The following is a 15,961-nucleotide window of genomic DNA, read 5'->3' as shown; positions in this document are numbered from 1 at the left end:
CATCAAGCAAGGAATAGTTATCCAATTGGATAACTATCTCAGGCATCCTGCATAGGACGTTTTATTCCGCGGCGAGACGCGCGATGACCAGATGGCCGGGCGTCGGCTGGCCGTCTTCCATACGGACATTGATGTCGGTAATTTCGATCAGCTCGAAGCCAGTCGCGATCAGACGTTCGCGCACGTAGCTTTCCGCATGAGCGAAGCGCTGGTGCGGACCGACCATGTAAGGGCGGCCGGCAAGCGCGTTTTCGGGCAGGGTTTCAGAGGAAAAGATGAAGAGACCGCCCGGCGTCATGTTATCGGCGGCGCCAAAGAACAGCGGCTCCAGTGCTCCGAGATAGGGCAGCACATCGGTGGCGGTGATCAGGTCGAATGGCTCTTCATCATTGTCGTCGAGAAAGTCCTCGACCTCGGCGACGAACAGCGTCTCATAGAGATCCTTCTCATGGGCGACTTCGACCATGTTTTCGGAAATGTCGATGCCAGTGATGTCCTCGACGATATCGCGCAGCGTGCCGCCGGTCAGGCCCGTGCCGCAGCCGAGATCGAGCATGCGCTTGAAGGGACCGAGGCCGAGCGCTTGCAGCCGCTGACGCACGAGAACCGGAACGTGATAGCCGAGTTGCTCGACAAGCACGTCCTCGAAGACTTCGGCATGCTGGTCGAACAAGGTCTCGACATAGGCGTCCGGTGCCTTAACCGGCGTTTCGCCGCGACCCATCGAGGCGATGCGTACGGCTGCGCCGCCATGGTCCTCGGGATCGATCGCCAGCACGTCCTGATAGGCTTTGACCGCAGCGTCGATATCGCCGGCTTTTTCCAGCGCAAGGGCGCGGTTATAGGCTTCTGCCAGCGCGTCTTCGTCGATCTTTTTCTTCGCCATGAGTATCAGCCCTTCCATTCGTCAACGAGGCCTTAAGACGCTTGAATGGCTTTTGCAATGGTTGCGTTGAAGGAGCAAAATATTCGTCCGCAGCAGCGGCGGGCCATAAAGCCGTTGCGCGAAAGAAGAAATGGGAGGAAAGAACAATGGCCACCGAGCTCACCACATCCCATCTCATGGATAGCACTGCGGACATCAAACGGCCGCCGCTACCCCAGACCACGGGGGAAATCACCAACACGCTGAACCATTATTACCGCGGCGAGCTCGCGCGGATGACCAGTTGGCGCGACCGCATCGATCGGACGTCGAACTGGGCAATCACCGTAGTGGCGGCGCTGCTTTCGGTATCGCTGTCGACGCCGTCGTCGCATCATGGCGTGTTGCTGTTCGGCATGATGCTGATCACATTGCTGCTGATGATTGAGGCGCGACGCTATCGCTTCTTTGATGTCTACCGAGCGCGCGTGCGGCAACTGGAGCGCAGCTATTTTGCGCAGATCCTGGCGCCCGAAGCCGAGCTCAATCCCGATTGGGCGCTATCGATTGCCAAGAGCCTGCGTGCACCGCGGGTTCTGCTCGGCTATTTTGAGGCAATACAGCGGCGGCTGCGGCGGAACTACTGCTGGATGTATGTGATCCTGCTGCTGGCGTGGATCTTGAAAATCTCGACGCCGAAGCTGCAAACGGAAGGCGCGCCGCAAGAGCTGGCGCATTCGTGGAGCTATATCGTCGATAACGCAGCCCTCGGACCGGTGCCCGGCTGGCTGGTGATCGCTATGGTGGTTTTGTTCTACGCCTCCATCCTCTATGGCACATTACACCGTGGGCCGGACGACGGCGATTTCGCCCATGGCGAAGCACATGTCTGATCGCTTGGCAAAGCCAGGCTAGTGCAGAATGAACTCTCCCTTCACCGCCTGCCATTCGGTAGCCGAGATCAGCCGGCGGTGTACATAACGCACCGAATGCAGAGGCCCGTCGAGCTTCTCCTGCCAGAATTTCAGGAAGCTGCGCATCTCCGGGAAATTCGGGGCGAGATCGTAGTCCTGCCAGATATAGGTCTGCAGAAATTGCGGATGATCGGGCAGGCGATAGAGGATCTGCGCCGTCGTGAGCCCATAGCCTTGCAACTGCTTTTGCATGTCATTGTGCATGAGGTCTCTCTTTCTGCTCCCATTTGTTCTTCGCGGCTCTGAAGTCGCGGAAAAATGGAAACACCTCATGGTAAACCCAAGCTTCATAAAAGTGTTGCACAAAAAGATTTTTTTCTAAAAAATCAATATGATAGCAGCGTTGTAACGCGAGTGCTGCTAGCGGCGTGGACGGCGCCAAAACATGCCGCCCGCTACCAAGGTCAACGCTTCAAGTGGCGTGTAAGATGTGCCTCGATCCAAGCCCAGCGATTGCGCATCAGTTCGACGATGGAAAGGTAGAAAATCGCCGCCCAGAGATAGGTTTGGTAATCGTAGGTCTGCGAGAAGGCATAGCGTGTCTCGCCCATCAGATCATAGACGGTGATGATCGAAACGGTCGCCGAGCTCTTGATCAAGAGGATGATCTCGTTGCCGTAGGGGCGCAAAGCCACGATCAACGCCTGCGGCAGGATGACCTTGTAGAAGGTGACGAGCTTGTGAAGGCCGAGCGACGCCGCAGCCTCGCTTTGGCCATGAGGAACGCTCTGGATGGCGCCACGCACAATCTCGGTCTGATAGGCGGCCGTGTTCAACGTAATGGCAAACAGACCGCAGTAGAAAGGATCGCGAAAAAACCACCAGAGACCGATGGTCTCAAAGAAGCCGCGCGCCTGTGGAAAGCCGTAATAGACCATGAATATCTGCGCCAGCAGAGGCGTGCCGCGGAAGAGATAGACATAGCAATAGGTCAGGGTCTTCAGGATCCTGTTCTTCGACATCCTGGCGAAAGCGAGCGGAATCGAGAGTATTGCCCCGAGAATGAAGGAAAGTCCGACCAGCTTCACCGTGATCCAGAGACCATGCAAAAGGCGGGGGCCGAACCGGAAGAATTTTTCGTTATCCCAATTGGTGATCATCATCGCGATTAGCGCGATGCCGAGCAGCGCCCAGAGTGCCAGGAAGAAATAACCGGCAATGCGCGCTTTGGAGACACCTTTCATCGCCTCTGGCGGTGCCGGTTGCGCTGGGATCAAAGCTTCAGCATAGCTCATCGGCGAAACTCCGCACGTTTGGCCCAGCGATCAAGGTAAGACAAACCAGCCGAGGAAATGATGGCGAGCACCAGATAGAGAGCGCAGGCAACCAGATAGAAGCGGAACGGGTCCTTGGTCGCTCGCACGGCTAGACCCGTCTGGCGGATGATATCGGCAAGCCCGATGACGGAAACGTAGGACGTGTCCTTTAACAGGTTCATCCAGAGATTCCCGAGATTGGGGAGCGAAATGCGGATTAACTGGGGCAGGATAATCAGGCGCATGGTGCGGGCGCGGTGAAAACCAAGAGCATCGCCCGCTTCATATTGCCCCTTCGGGATCGCCCTGAAGGCTGACAGCAAAACTTCCGAACAATAGGCGGAAAATACGATCGAGAGGGCGACCATGCCGGCGACAAAGGCATTGATCTCGACCTGTCCGGTATAGCCCACATAGGCAAGGGCTGTCTGCAGCAGGATCTGTATGCCGTAATAGATGATGAATAGGGTCAGGAGCTCCGGTAGGCCGCGAAAGATGGTGGTGAACACGCCGGCCGCAAGCCGTAGGGAGTTCTCTTCCGATTGCTGCGCCAGCGCCACCAGAAAACCGATGACCAACCCGACCGGCAAGGTCAGGACGGCTATTGTGATCGTGATTTTCAGCCCGCCGGCAATCTCGTCGCCCCAGCCGGTATCGCCGCAGGCCATAACGGTGTTTTGCGCAAACAGCGTGAAGAGCCCGACCGGGCCGCACAATGGATCGAAGACAGTCTCGAGCCAGACCCAAAAGGAACCAATCGCGGAAAACAATCCGCCCATACCATATTTCCCCTCGCGACTTTTGCCGCGCTTCTCTTATTCTTACATTGTTTGTCAAACAAAAACGGCGGAAGAGCAAGCTTCCGCCGTCGTATTTTCTAAAGAATCGACAAGCGATCACTCGCCATAGACGTCGAAGTCGAAATACTTGTCCTGGATCTTCTTATAGGTGCCGTCCGCACGGATCGCAGCGATTGCAGCGTTGAACTTGTCCTTGAGCGCGGTGTCACCCTTGCGAAGGCCAATGCCGGCGCCGACGCCGTTGATTTCCGGATCGATCTTCAGCGTGCCGAGCATCTTGCAGCAATTGCCGGCATCGGACTTGACCCATTCGGAGAGAACCACAACGTCGTCGATAACAGCGTCGATACGGCCGTTGGCGAGGTCGAGCTTATATTCGTCCGGCGACGGATAGAGCTTCAGCTCAGCGTCTTTCAGATGAGCGCTGGCATAGTTGGCGTGCGTGGTCGAGGACTGAGCGCCGATGGTCTTGCCCTTAAGGCCAGCATCGGTTGCTTCGGTCACGGTCGAATCCTTCGGCACGGCGATGGCCGGCGGGGTGTTGTAGTATTTGTTGGTGAAGTCGATGGTCTTTTCACGCTCCGGCGTGATCGACATGGACGAGACGATGGCGTCGAACTTCTTGGCTTGCAGGGCCGGAATGATGCCATCGAAATCCTGGTTCACGAAGGTGCATTTGACCTTCATCTGATCGCAAAGCGCATTGGCTATATCGATGTCGAAGCCAATGAACTTGCCGGCGGCGTCGAGCGATTCGAACGGCGGATAGGTGGCGTCGGTGCCGATGACGATCGTATCGCCGTCAGCGAGCGCGGCGCCGGCGAAAAGCGACATCGCTGCAAGCGACGCAGCAGCGAAAAGGCGAGTGGAGATGCGCATTTTGATCCTCTCTGTTGGCGGCCGGCAGCTGTTTTTCTTTATTGGCGGTCGGCCAGAATGGAGCGGGCGAGTAGCCCGCCTGCTTGCGATAATCGTACTTTTTTTCCGTAAATTGCAACTGGAATTGCAAAGACGTTTTTGCACCGCACGCGGTTTGCCAAAGCGCTTGCATTATTCTCAAACCTGAATGGCAACCGTCCGACGCGTTCAGGCAGGGTTAATTCAGCCTGTTTAATCCTTTCGGAACATATCACTGCTTGCCGCGATTCAGCCCTAAGGGCAACGAAAATCGGCCGGGATCATGCGGCATCAGCTCCGAGGGCTGATATCCGTGATTTGGCGGATAAGGATAAGAAAAGGAGACCCTATTTATGGGAAAGCGATCCAGACTATTTGCCAGCGCAGCATTTCCACTGCTGTCCTTATCGCTGGCATTCGAGCCGGCCGCTGCCACAGCGCTGCGCGAGCAGGCCGTCGCACCATTGAGCAGTGATGCCGCCAAATCAGTCGCCGTCAACGGCAATGCAAGTTTCGAAGTTGCGCAGGAGCAGGCGGCTCCGGATGGGCAGTCCGAAGAGGAACTGAAAAAGCGCAAGAAGCCAGGTGGTGCAGAACAGGGTGAGCCGCAGGGCCAGAAGCATGAGGCCGCACCAGCGCAGCAGGGCGGAGGCGAGCCGCAGCGCAAGATGAAGGAGGCCCAGCAGGCCGTCGAGCCGCAGGTGGCGCCTGAAACCCAGCCGCAGGGTCAACCCGAACTAAAGAAACACCAGAGGCAGCCGAGCGAATCGGCGGCACCGGCGCAGCAGCCGGCTGAACAGCAGCCTGCACCTGCCCAGAAACAGGCGCCGGCCGCGCAACAGTCTCAGAGCCAGCAGGCTCAGCCGGAGGCCCCAGCCCAACCCGAGCTGAAGAAACACCAGAAGCAGCAGAGCCAACCGGCAGCACCGGCGCAGCAACCGGCGGAACAGCAGACTGCACCTGCTCAGAAACAGGCGCCAGCCGTGCAACAGTCTCAGACCCAACAGGCTCAGCCGGAGGCTCCAGCCCAGCCCGAGCTGAAGAAACACCAGAAGCAGCAGAGCGAACCAGCAGTACCGGCGCAGCAACCGGCTGAACAGCAGCCTGTACCCGCCCAGAAACAAGCGCCGGCCGCACAGCAGTCTCAGAGCCAGCAGGCGCAGCCGGGGACTCCAGCCCAGCCCGAGCTGAAGAAACACCAGCAGCCACAGGGCCAACCGGCAGCACCGGCACAGCAACCCGCAGAGCAGCAGGCAGCGCCTGCTCAACAACAACCTTCGACCCAGCAGGCCGAGCCTGGCAAGCAGCAGAAACCCAAGCTGTTGCCGAATGAACAGCAGGGCGGGCAGCAGCCCGCGGCCAATACCGCGCAGCAGCCGGTCCAGAAAAGCGAGCCTCAGGCTCAGCCGCAGAACCAGGCGGCTCCGCAGATCGGCAAACAACAGCAGCCGAATGTAGGAACCGCCGCTCCTGCCCAGGGCAATGCGACACAGGCGCCCGCCAATGGGGCTGTGCAGCAGGGTGCCCAAACAGCCGCTCCCGCCGGCGGGCAGGTTTCGCCGCAGGAATTGGAGCGCCGAAAGAAAGTCGCCGAAAATCCCGCTGCCAGCAACGAGACCGTTATTCTGCCGGTGCAGAACGGCGCTGCCGTGCTGGATAGCGACAAGGACGCAGCGCGGCGCGGCTTTCGTCAGGGCGGGCAGGCTGCCGGCGGCCAAGGGGGCCAGGCCCAGACTGGCCAAGCTCCGACCGCGCAAGGACAGAACGTTCAGGTACAACAGCAGCCGGCTTATACAAAGCCGCCGACGTCCGATGCCGAAGCGCAACGCGCGGTCAGCGGCCAGCAGCAACAGCCCGTGAGGATGGAAGCCATAACCAGCGAGCAGGGCCGTCGGCTCGACCGCCGACCGGATTTCGCGCCGCCGGAAGGCGTTGCGGTCCAGCCGAACAGCAATCAAGGCGGCCGTGTCATCCTGAATATCGACAACACCTACGTTGTCCGTCATGACGACAGCGAACGCTTCGTTCGCGACGGCGAACGTCCGATCTACGAGCAGCTTCCGCGCGACCGCTACCGCGAAACCATCGATCGTCCGGATGGCGATCGCATCGTCACCGTGCGTAACCGTTATGGCGACGTTATTCAGCGCTCGCGCATCGATGCGCGCGGCCGCGAATATGTGCTGTTCTATTCGCCGGAATTGGAGGATCAGCCGGACCGTGACGACTATTTCCGCGATCCCGGCGACGACTTGCCGCCGATGCGCCTGCGCATTCCGGTGAACCAGTACATCATCGACACCGGCACGGATCGTGAGGCGAATTACTACGACTTCCTGCGTGAACCGCCGGTCGAACCTGTGGAGCGGGTCTATTCACTGAACGAAGTGCGTTACTCCGCCCGCATCCGCGACAAAGTGCGCCGTATCGATCTCGATACGATCACTTTTGCGACGGGCAGTGCGGAAATCCCGATGTCGCAGGCGAGTACGCTGCGCGGCGTTGCCGACGCCATGAATAAGATCATCAAGAAAGACCCGACTGAGACCTTCCTGATCGAAGGCCATACGGATGCCGTCGGCACTCCGCAAAGCAATCTGGTTCTATCCGATCAGCGTGCCGAATCCGTCGCGAACGTGCTCACCGATGTTTACGGCATTCCACCGGAAAACCTGGCGACACAGGGGTACGGCGAGCAGTATCTCAAGGTGAATACGCAGGGGCCTGAGCAGGAGAACCGTCGCGTTACCATCCGCCGCGTCACGGCATTGGTGCGTCCGGTCGCTTCGACCCAGTAAGCTCTGCTTGTCGTAAATACGAAAGGCCGTCGGGAAACCGGCGGCCTTTGTCATTTTGCCGCTACGCCAAGTCCAACCGTCGCAGCGATGAAATCGGCGATCGCGAGGGTGTCGTCGAGATCGAAGACGGGCAGCGCGCCGGCATCTTCTACCGGATGGTCGGCGGCGATGGCGACGATGTGCGGGTCTTGCGGCGCCAAAGGCTCGCGGTTGGCAGCCTCCAAGCGGCGGGCTTCGATCTTCGGGATCTGTTCGCGCTTATAGCCTTCGATCAGGATGAGGTCGCAAGGCGTGAGCCGTGCCAGGATTTCCTCGAAGCTCGGTTCCGGCTCGTCGCGCAGCTCGTGCATGATGGCGTAGCGCGTGCTGGAGACAATGGTGACTTCATGCGCTCCGGCTTCGCGGTGGCGAAAACTGTCGGCGCCGACCTTGTCGATGTCGAAGTCATGATGTGCATGCTTGATGGTCGAAATCCTGTAGCCGCGCCGGGTGAATTCGGTAACGAGCCGCACCGTAAGCCCGGTCTTGCCGGAATTCTTCCAGCCGGCGATGCCGAAGATTTTGGGTCGTTTCGTCGTCATGGTGTCTGCTCCAACGCCGCGAGCCATCTCTCTGCGGCAATCAGGTCGTCTGGCGTGTTGATGTTGAAGAAGGGATCAAGGGGGCCGATCAGCGTTTGGATCGTGGCAAAATCGACCGTACGGACAGTATGGCGTGCGAGAAAATCCCTGACGCGTCGCTTGTCATCCTTGAGAAGCCAGATTTCGAGATCGTCGGCGATGGAGACAGGCCAGAGGCCGAACACCGGATGATCGCGGCTGAGCGATGCGGCAATGGCGATTTCGTCTCGGCTTACGATCGCTTGAGCCAGTCGGCCGACCAGATCGGAAGGAAAAAACGGACTGTCGATCGGCACGGTGACGATATGGGATGCATGCGGGTGCTTCACCGTCGCATCGCGTATGGCGGTGAGCACGCCTGCAAGCGGACCGAGCTTGCCGGGGATGATGTCGGGAACTAGCCGCAGCCCTACCGTATCCGGCCAGTCGCTATCCGCATTCAGCGCGACCGGTATTTTCTGCTGTTGTCCGATGCGAGCTGCAATGCGCGTCAGGAGCCTTTCTCCGCCGAGCAGCGCAAACGCTTTGTTCGCGCCCATGCGGCTGGAACGGCCCCCGGCGAGCAGATAGGGCGGGATGTCGGCGGGATCGATGATGAAGCCGGGCATGCTGGCGACCTTAGGCGGGCACACGCGGCTCTGATTCCTGGGCGACGCGCTCGGCCGCTTGCCGTTTGCTCTCGCGGTAGAATGTATAGAGACCGGAGGCGATGACAATGGCGGAGCCGATCATGGTCCAGGCATCCGGCATCTCGCCGAAGAATAGCAGGCCGAGCAATGCTGACCAGATGAGGCTTAGATAGCGAAACGGTGCGACGAAGGAGATCTCGCCCGTACGCATCGCCTGGATCACCGATTGATAGCCGACCAGCACCAGGATCGATGCGAGCAGGATGTGCGAGAAAGAGGCAAGGCTGACCGGCGACCAGCCGCCGAGCGGAACGATCGACAGGGCGCCGAAAATGGAGATGGAGATCGCGGTGCATACCGTCACCATAAGCGACGGCACATCCTTGCTGACGCAGCGCGTCGCCAGATCCCGGGCGGCGGTGGCGAACATGCTGGCGACCACGAGTAGGGCAGCCGTCGTGAAGCCATCGGGGCCGGGGCGGATGATGATGAGCACCCCGACAAAACCGACGACGATCGCCGTCCAGCGTCGCCAGCCGACCGGCTCTTTCAGGAACAAGGCCGCGCCGAGAGTGACGGCGAGCGGTAATGCCTGCAGGATGGCGGAGGCGTTGGCGATCGGCATCATGCCGAGCGCGGTGATGTAGGTTGCCGCCGCGATCGCCTCGCAGACGACGCGCAGCGCGATCATCGGCTGCAGGATGACTTTCCAGGAGCGCAGGGCGTCCATATTTCGGGCAAGCAGATAGACGAAGATGCTGGTAAGGAGTCCGCGGAGAAATATGATCTCGCCGGCATTCATCACGGCGATGACCGACTTGGACAGTGCATCGCTGCAGGAAAAACCGGCCATTGCTGCGGCCATGTAGAGTGCGCCTTGCGTATTCTTCGTCCGCGGCATAAAGCGATTCCTTAGAAATATCAGCTCGACTTACTGCGCTTTTCCGCAAATTGGAATCATTGGCGGTGCAACGGCGGTCAAATTCGATTGTGCCTTGCAACGAATTTGTGAGCTGACTGCGGGAATACTCGCGCTGAAATCGCAAAATCGCGAGCGGATTGCTGATTTTTCGAAGGTGGTACAACCTTTTGTGTCTGCGATTAATCCTTATTCAATCTTATTTCCCGACGCTCGCCTGCAGTTTTGCATGAGGCAGAAGCATATACCGCAGCGCAGCAGGAATGACTGTCCCGCCTTCGCCGGATACCAATTTGATTGGGGCGTGGCATGTTCTTCATTGATCGTCTTCTGCAAAGTCGCCGGATAGTGACCAAGGTTCTCATCTTCGTCGTGCCGCTGGTGGTGCTGATCGCTGGTGTCGGCCTGGTAGGCTATCACACGGCCAATATCCTCAACGGCCATATGACCGTCACGCGGGCGACGATCGAAAACATCAGCGATTTCGAGAATTTGCAGGCTGCTCTGCAGGAGTTCACCACGTCGCCATCCGAAGAGACGCGCGACGCGCTGGCCCGCAAGATTGATGCACAGGCCGCCGGCGTCCAGCGTTTGAGCGGCCTGCTCAGCAACGATCAGCGCGCCAAAATCGCTGCCGTCAGCGATCTGGCCGGCAAGATGCACGCTCAGACCACCACCCTCTGGAATATAAAGCAGAAGCAGGACAGCGATGTCGATGCGATCCAGAAGGCGGTGCTGGCCATTGAAGCCGGCAGCAAGGCGGCCGGCAAGCAGATCGACATCATTCGCAAGGACTTCAGCGACAAGGAGACCTTCGCCAAGGAACTACTTTATGATGCTGCGGCCTATAAGGGCCTGTCGGAGAAGATGAGCAACCTGCGCATCCAGGTGCAGATGGCTGCCGATTCCGATGAGGAGATCTCCGATGCACGGACCTACACCGATGCCATTCTGAAACAGGTCGCCACGTCGAAAGCCCTGGTCTCCAAGCGTGGCGCCGGGCTGGTCAACAGCGCGGCCGATGCGGCCAATAAGCTTGATGCGGTCCTGAAGGGCAGCGGCACGTCCGACCAGAAGGTCGAGGCCATGGGGCCGATCCTGCAGAGCTTCGTGAAGATCGAAGGGGATATGACCCTGCAATCGGCCAAGAATAGCGACACTGCCGCCGATCGCTTTGTCAGCCTCGACAAGATCATCGACGGCCAGAAAGAGCTATTGGATCACGTCGACGAAGCGCTCGGCATCACCGATCGCCTGACGCTGCACGCGGCACGTATGGAGAATGTTCGTGACGCTGCCTCGCGCGATGCGGTGATCGTGGATTTGAAGGACCTGCAGGGCGTCGGTGCTAAGATTTCGGCGCTCGGTCAGACCAATGCCACCATGCGTGACTTTGCCGCCCATACTCAGCCTTTGATCGACACCCTGACCAAGGGCTCGGCGGATCTGCTGCAGACTGCGGCCGACTGGAAAAAAACGCGTGTCGATTCCAATAGCCTGCTTGCGGATGCGATGACATCGCTGCGCAGCTTCGTTGCGCAGGCGCAGGAGATCGGCAAGGAAGACAGTGAGCGCTCCGCCAATGTCTCTGTCATTGCCATGATCCTCGGCACGTTGCTTGCCATTGTCGGCGGCCTGATGCTGGTGGAAACGCTGCGCGGTCCGCTGAAGCGGGTTACCGAGATCATGACGCGGCTCGCAAGCGGCGATCTGGAAGTGGCGATCGATGGCCGCAATCGCGGCGACGAGATCGGCGACATGGTGCGCTCAGTCACCGTCTTCCGTGATGCTGCCTTGGAGAACGTCCGGCTGGAGCGTGAGGCCGAGAGTGCCCGCGCTTTGTCGGCCGAGGAGGCTGCACGGCGTGCCGCTGACCGCGCCCGTATCGAAGCCGAGCAGAAGCAGGCACTGAATGCGCTGGCAGATGTTCTCTCCAAGCTTGCGGACGGAAATCTGGAAGAGGGCATGCGCGAAGACCTCTCCGCCGATTTCGTCGAGATGGCATTCACCTACAATCACGCTGTCGAAGCCCTGCGCGAGACCCTGACGGATGTCCGCCACACGGCCGAGGAGATCAAGGGCGGTACCGGCAATCTCGCCACATCCGCCGACGATCTGGCGCGCCGCACGGAGCAGCAGGCGGCGGCCCTCGAGGAAAGTTCACGGGCGCTGCATCGCTTGAGCGATGTTGTGCGTTCGACCGCCGATCGTGCCAAGCAGACGGCTGTCTCGGTCAACGAGACCCAGGCCTATGCGACCCAATCCGGCGAAGTCGTGGCCAAGGCTGTCGGCGCCATGAGTGAAATCAACCGCTCGTCGGAAAAGATCGCCACCATCATCGGCGTTATCGACGAGATCGCCTTCCAGACCAACTTGCTGGCGCTGAATGCCGGCGTCGAAGCGGCCCGAGCCGGGGAGGCCGGTCGTGGCTTTGCCGTCGTTGCGCAGGAGGTACGCGAACTGGCGCAGCGCTGCGCCAATGCGGCAAAGGAGATCAAGGGCCTGATTTCAGCAAGCTCAGCGCAGGTGCAGAACGGTGTCTATCTGGTCGAGCAGACCGGAGCGGCGCTGACCGAGATTATCGGGCACGTGACCGGTGTCCACAAGCTCGTTGCCGATATTTCCGCCGCAACCGCCGAGCAGTCGACTGGTATCGAAGAGGTGACGCGGGCCGTCGGTGAAGTCGAGCTGATTACGCAAAGGAATGCGGCGATGGTCGAAGAAAACAACGCCGAAATCCATGGTCTGCGCCAACGCGTCGACATGCTCTCCGATAAGATCGACCGTTTCCGCACGGGCGATGGCGACGAGACATACCAAGGCTACGACAATGGCGTGGACCGGTATCGCGCCGCCTGAGGCGTTACTTTAGGCAATAACGATAAAATATTGAAACGCCGGGCTTGTTGCCTGGCGTTTTTGTCTTGATATCGGCCGAAATCAGCCGCCCGTGACGCTCATATGTCGAGCAACAGCTGGTCTGTTATGGGTGCGGTCGATGATGAAATCATGACCCTTCGGCTTGCGGGTAATGGCCTCGTCGATGGCGGCGTAGACAAGCGTATCATCTTCGCTGGCCCGGAGCGCCGTGCGTAGGTCGGCGGCGTCGTTCTGCCCGAGACACATATAAAGCGTGCCTGTACAGGTCAGACGGACACGATTGCAGCTCTCGCAGAAATTATGGGTGAGCGGCGTGATGAAGCCGAGGCGGCCGCCGGTTTCGGCGACTTCGACATAACGGGCCGGGCCGCCGGTCTTGTAGGGGATGTCGGTGAGCGTGAATTGCCGCTCGAGATCTGCGCGCAACTTGGAGAGCGGCAGGTACCGATCGGTGCGATCTTCCTCGACCTCGCCCATCGGCATCGTCTCGATGACGGTCAAATCCATGCCGCGGCCATGGGCGAAGCGCAGCAGTTCGGGAATTTCCGCCTCGTTGAAATCCTTGAGCGCGACGGCATTGAGCTTGATCTTCAGACCGGCCTTCTGCGCAGCGTCGATACCCTCCATCACCTTGGAAAAATCGCCCCAGCGGGTGATGGCCTGGAATTTAGCGGGATCGAGCGTGTCGAGCGAAACGTTGATGCGGCGCACGCCGCAATCATAGAGTTCTTCGGCATAACGGGAGAGCTGCGAGCCATTGGTGGTCAGCGTGAGCTCGTCAAGGTCGCCGTTTTGAACCCGCTTGCCGAGTTCCCGTACCAGAAACATGATGTTCTTTCGCACCAGCGGCTCGCCGCCGGTCAGCCGAATCTTACGGACGCCTTTGGCAATGAAGGCGGAACAGATCCGGTTCAGCTCTTCCAGCGTCAGCAGATCCTTCTTCGGCAGGAACGTCATATGTTCCGCCATGCAATAGGTGCAGCGGAAATCGCAGCGATCGGTCACGGAGACGCGCAAATAGGTGACCGCCCGCCCGAAAGGGTCGATCATCGGTGATGCATCCGCCACCAGCGGCGATCCGTTGTCTATCGTGCCAACAATGCTGTTCACGAAAACCTCCGTTGTCATGTTAATGTGTGCATAGGCGATTGTTGCGTCAAGGGAAATGCATTTTCGAATGCTCTTGCGCGTGAAAGGGTCGCGGCCTACTTCTCCGGATACGCATTGAAACGCATAGGGAAATCGATGAGCGACGTCTGGCCCACGGAATTGAGAGTATCGAAGGACCGCCATCGTCTGGTGGTGAGCTTTAACGACGGCACGAGCTTCGACCTGTCTGCGGAAATGTTGCGCGTCCTTTCGCCATCAGCCGAGGTGCAGGGCCATGGACCGGGGCAGAAGATCACCGTGCCGGGCAAACGAAATGTCGGGATCATGTCGATGACGCCGACCGGCAACTACGCGGTGCGCATCGGCTTTGACGACATGCACGATACCGGCATTTTCACCTGGGCCTATCTACGTGAACTCGGCGAAAAGGGCCCGGAGCTTTTCGCGGCCTATGAGGCTGAACTGAAAGAAAAAGGCTTGAGCCGCGACGTGGCCGGCAAACCGCATTAGCGTTAGCGTAAGGGGGTAGGCATGGCAGGTGGCGATCCGGGAAGCTGGCTGCGCGCCAAAGGCAGCAAAAGCGAAAGCAGGGTGTCTTTCGTCGAATTGTTTTTCGACCTCGTTTTCGTCTTCTCGATCTCGCAGCTTTCGCATGCGCTCGGCGATCATTTCACGCCTCTCGGCGCGCTCGAAGCCGGCATGCTGATTTTCGCCGTCTGGTGGGTCTGGATTTTCACTGCCTGGGTAACGAACTGGCTCGATCCCGACCGCATGCCGGTGCGCATCATGCTCTTCGTCCTGATGTTTGCCGGACTCGTTCTCTCGGCATCGATTCCGGATGCGTTTGCTGAGAAAGCCATTTTCTTTGCCGGCGCCTATGTGTTCATGCAGGTTGGGCGTTCGCTGTTCACAGTCTATGCTCTCAAGGATGTTAGCCCTGCCAATCATCGCAATTTCATTCGCATCACTTGCTGGCTGATATTGTCCGGCGTCTTCTGGGTCGCCGGCGTCTTGATGGAAGGCGAGACACGCGTGGCGCTATGGCTGGCCGCGCTGGCGATCGAATATGCCGCGCCTGCCTTCGGCTTCGCGGTTCCCGGGCTTGGCAAGTCGCGCACGTCGGATTGGGATGTTTCCGGCGCGCATCTTGCCGAGCGCTGCGCGCTCTTCATCATCATCTGCCTTGGCGAGTCGATCCTGCAGGCCGGCAAGATATTTGCCGAACTGCCGCTTTCACCGCTGATCGTCACGGTATTCATTACGGTCTTCGTTGGTACGGTCGCCATGTGGTGGATCTATTTCCAGTTCGGCCATGAACGTGCGGCCCATCGCATCGAACAGGACGAAACACCCGGCAGTTTGGCGCGGCAGGCTTTCACGTATGCACATATCCCGATTCTTGCCGGCATCATCCTGAGCGTCGTCGGCAATGAGTTCCTATTCTCCCATCCGCATGACCAAGCCGACATGCGTGCGGGCGCGGCGATCCTTGGCGGGCCGGCGGTGTTCCTCATTGGCAATCTCTGGTTCAAAGGGGCGACAACAGGACGGCCGCCGCTGTCGCATTTTGTGGGCCTTGCGGGGCTGGCACTACTGGTTCTCGCGGTCTCTCAGGTCGATGTCTACCAGCTCGGTATCCTTGCCACGGCCGTACTTATCGTCGTGGCGATATGGGAGTTCGCCTCGCTGACCCGTGCGGTGCCGTTGGCCCGGCCGCCGAGCAATCACTGATCGCCGACTGCTTCCGCAGGCTCACGCTCTTCCCGCAGCAACAGGCTGACGATGCGTTCCATATGCGCCGTCATGATGTCACATTCATCGAGTGGTGCGTCAGAGAGCATACGGTCGATGAGATCGGTCTGAATGGCCATGGCCTCTTCCGTCACGCGCCGGCCTTCCAAGGTCAAATAGAGCCGCAATACACGCTTGTCGTGCTTGTCCCCCCGGCGTTCGATCAGACCGCGTTTTTCCATTTGCGGCAACAGCATGCTCATGTTGGAGCGACCGACCAGCAGCTTGCGGGCCAACTCCTGCTGCGAAATGCCCTCGAAACGGAAGAGATTGACGAGAATGTCGAGATGCGGCGGCTTGATGTCGAGATGGACGAGCGCCCGGCCGAGCGACTGTTGCATGAGTTGGCAGGCGCGGGCAACGGCGATCCAGCTGCGAAAACGCGGATGGTCCCAGGGCAGGGATTGATTTTTGTTCATCGT

Annotated in this window: 16 protein-coding genes; 6 read left to right on the top strand and 10 right to left on the bottom strand. The window is 59.3% G+C overall.

Annotated features, from left to right (window positions below; all coding sequences use genetic code 11):
* Positions 1-61: 61 nt before the first annotated feature.
* On the bottom strand, positions 62-886 hold the full coding sequence (locus tag CCGE525_RS11690) for a class I SAM-dependent methyltransferase (RefSeq protein WP_120704397.1): 825 nt from the start codon (positions 884-886) through the stop codon (positions 62-64).
* A 176-nt stretch (positions 887-1,062) separates the two neighbouring features.
* On the opposite strand from CCGE525_RS11690, the gene CCGE525_RS11685 reads away from it, so the two are divergent.
* Positions 1,063-1,758, top strand: a complete 696-nt coding sequence (locus CCGE525_RS11685; protein ID WP_245472144.1) for a DUF2270 domain-containing protein — start codon at positions 1,063-1,065, stop codon at positions 1,756-1,758.
* An 18-nt stretch (positions 1,759-1,776) separates the two neighbouring features.
* Here CCGE525_RS11685 and CCGE525_RS11680 read toward each other — a convergent pair whose 3' ends face one another.
* The 4 genes from CCGE525_RS11680 to CCGE525_RS11665 all read right to left on the bottom strand — a co-directional run bounded on the left by CCGE525_RS11680 (position 1,777) and on the right by CCGE525_RS11665 (position 4,774).
* Positions 1,777-2,043 carry an usg protein gene (locus tag CCGE525_RS11680; protein WP_120704395.1) on the bottom strand — a complete coding sequence of 89 codons (267 nt, stop codon included), beginning with the start codon at positions 2,041-2,043 and terminating at the stop codon, positions 1,777-1,779.
* Positions 2,044-2,243: 200 nt separating this feature from the next.
* Positions 2,244-3,074, bottom strand: a complete 831-nt coding sequence (locus tag CCGE525_RS11675) for an ABC transporter permease (protein WP_120704394.1) — start codon at positions 3,072-3,074, stop codon at positions 2,244-2,246.
* Entirely contained in the window at positions 3,071-3,874 is an 804-nt protein-coding gene (locus CCGE525_RS11670) for an ABC transporter permease (RefSeq protein WP_120704393.1), read from the bottom strand. The genes CCGE525_RS11675 and CCGE525_RS11670 overlap by 4 nt, the downstream gene beginning before the upstream one ends.
* Before the next feature lie 117 nt (positions 3,875-3,991).
* The gene (locus CCGE525_RS11665) at positions 3,992-4,774 is read right to left on the bottom strand and encodes an ABC transporter substrate-binding protein (protein ID WP_120704392.1); all 783 of its coding nucleotides are present in this window, start codon (positions 4,772-4,774) and stop codon (positions 3,992-3,994) included.
* On the opposite strand from CCGE525_RS11665, the gene CCGE525_RS38270 reads away from it, so the two are divergent.
* Both CCGE525_RS38270 and CCGE525_RS11660 read left to right on the top strand, forming a co-directional pair.
* The gene (locus CCGE525_RS38270) at positions 4,767-4,961 is read left to right on the top strand and encodes a hypothetical protein (protein ID WP_162950156.1); all 195 of its coding nucleotides are present in this window, start codon (positions 4,767-4,769) and stop codon (positions 4,959-4,961) included. The genes CCGE525_RS11665 and CCGE525_RS38270 overlap by 8 nt on opposite strands.
* A gap of 184 nt (positions 4,962-5,145) precedes the next feature.
* Positions 5,146-7,590 (top strand): OmpA family protein, encoded by a 2,445-nt coding sequence (locus CCGE525_RS11660; RefSeq protein WP_120704391.1) that lies wholly within the window; start codon positions 5,146-5,148, stop codon positions 7,588-7,590.
* Between the two features lie 50 nt (positions 7,591-7,640).
* Here the strand turns inward: CCGE525_RS11660 and mobB are convergent, their stop codons facing one another.
* Genes mobB through CCGE525_RS11645 form a run of 3 tightly spaced genes read right to left on the bottom strand, consistent with a single transcriptional unit; the run spans position 7,641 to position 9,740 of the window.
* Positions 7,641-8,171, bottom strand: a complete 531-nt coding sequence (mobB, locus tag CCGE525_RS11655; RefSeq protein ID WP_120704390.1) for a molybdopterin-guanine dinucleotide biosynthesis protein B — start codon at positions 8,169-8,171, stop codon at positions 7,641-7,643.
* Positions 8,168-8,818: a molybdenum cofactor guanylyltransferase MobA gene (mobA, locus tag CCGE525_RS11650; RefSeq protein ID WP_120704389.1), complete on the bottom strand. Its 651-nt coding sequence runs from the start codon at positions 8,816-8,818 to the stop codon at positions 8,168-8,170. The genes mobB and mobA overlap by 4 nt, the downstream gene beginning before the upstream one ends.
* Positions 8,819-8,828: 10 nt before the next feature.
* Positions 8,829-9,740, bottom strand: a complete 912-nt coding sequence (locus CCGE525_RS11645; RefSeq protein ID WP_120704388.1) for a DMT family transporter — start codon at positions 9,738-9,740, stop codon at positions 8,829-8,831.
* 327 nt (positions 9,741-10,067) lie between these two features.
* On the opposite strand from CCGE525_RS11645, the gene CCGE525_RS11640 reads away from it, so the two are divergent.
* Complete coding sequence (locus tag CCGE525_RS11640) at positions 10,068-12,617, top strand: methyl-accepting chemotaxis protein (RefSeq protein ID WP_120704387.1); 2,550 nt, start codon at positions 10,068-10,070, stop codon at positions 12,615-12,617.
* A gap of 81 nt (positions 12,618-12,698) precedes the next feature.
* Here the strand turns inward: CCGE525_RS11640 and moaA are convergent, their stop codons facing one another.
* Positions 12,699-13,766, bottom strand: a complete 1,068-nt coding sequence (gene moaA / locus CCGE525_RS11635; RefSeq protein ID WP_414129249.1) for a GTP 3',8-cyclase MoaA — start codon at positions 13,764-13,766, stop codon at positions 12,699-12,701.
* Between the two features lie 117 nt (positions 13,767-13,883).
* Between moaA and CCGE525_RS11630 the strand changes: the two genes are divergently transcribed.
* Together CCGE525_RS11630 and CCGE525_RS11625 are read left to right on the top strand one after the other, a co-directional pair.
* Positions 13,884-14,258, top strand: a complete 375-nt coding sequence (locus CCGE525_RS11630; protein WP_120704386.1) for a gamma-butyrobetaine hydroxylase family protein — start codon at positions 13,884-13,886, stop codon at positions 14,256-14,258.
* Positions 14,259-14,279: 21 nt separating this feature from the next.
* Positions 14,280-15,479, top strand: a complete 1,200-nt coding sequence (locus CCGE525_RS11625; RefSeq protein WP_120704385.1) for a low temperature requirement protein A — start codon at positions 14,280-14,282, stop codon at positions 15,477-15,479.
* Here CCGE525_RS11625 and CCGE525_RS11620 read toward each other — a convergent pair.
* A complete protein-coding gene (locus tag CCGE525_RS11620; protein WP_120704384.1) occupies positions 15,473-15,958 on the bottom strand; it encodes a MarR family winged helix-turn-helix transcriptional regulator in 486 nt (161 codons plus the stop codon). The two genes, CCGE525_RS11625 and CCGE525_RS11620, sit on opposite strands and share 7 nt — an antisense overlap.
* Positions 15,959-15,961 lie beyond the last annotated feature (3 nt).

Origin of the sequence: Rhizobium jaguaris (assembly GCF_003627755.1) — a bacterium.
Taxonomy (GTDB): Bacteria; Pseudomonadota; Alphaproteobacteria; order Rhizobiales; family Rhizobiaceae; genus Rhizobium; species Rhizobium jaguaris.
The sequence above is the reverse complement of the archived record's forward strand: the minus strand, read 5'-3'. Positions and strand labels throughout refer to the sequence as shown.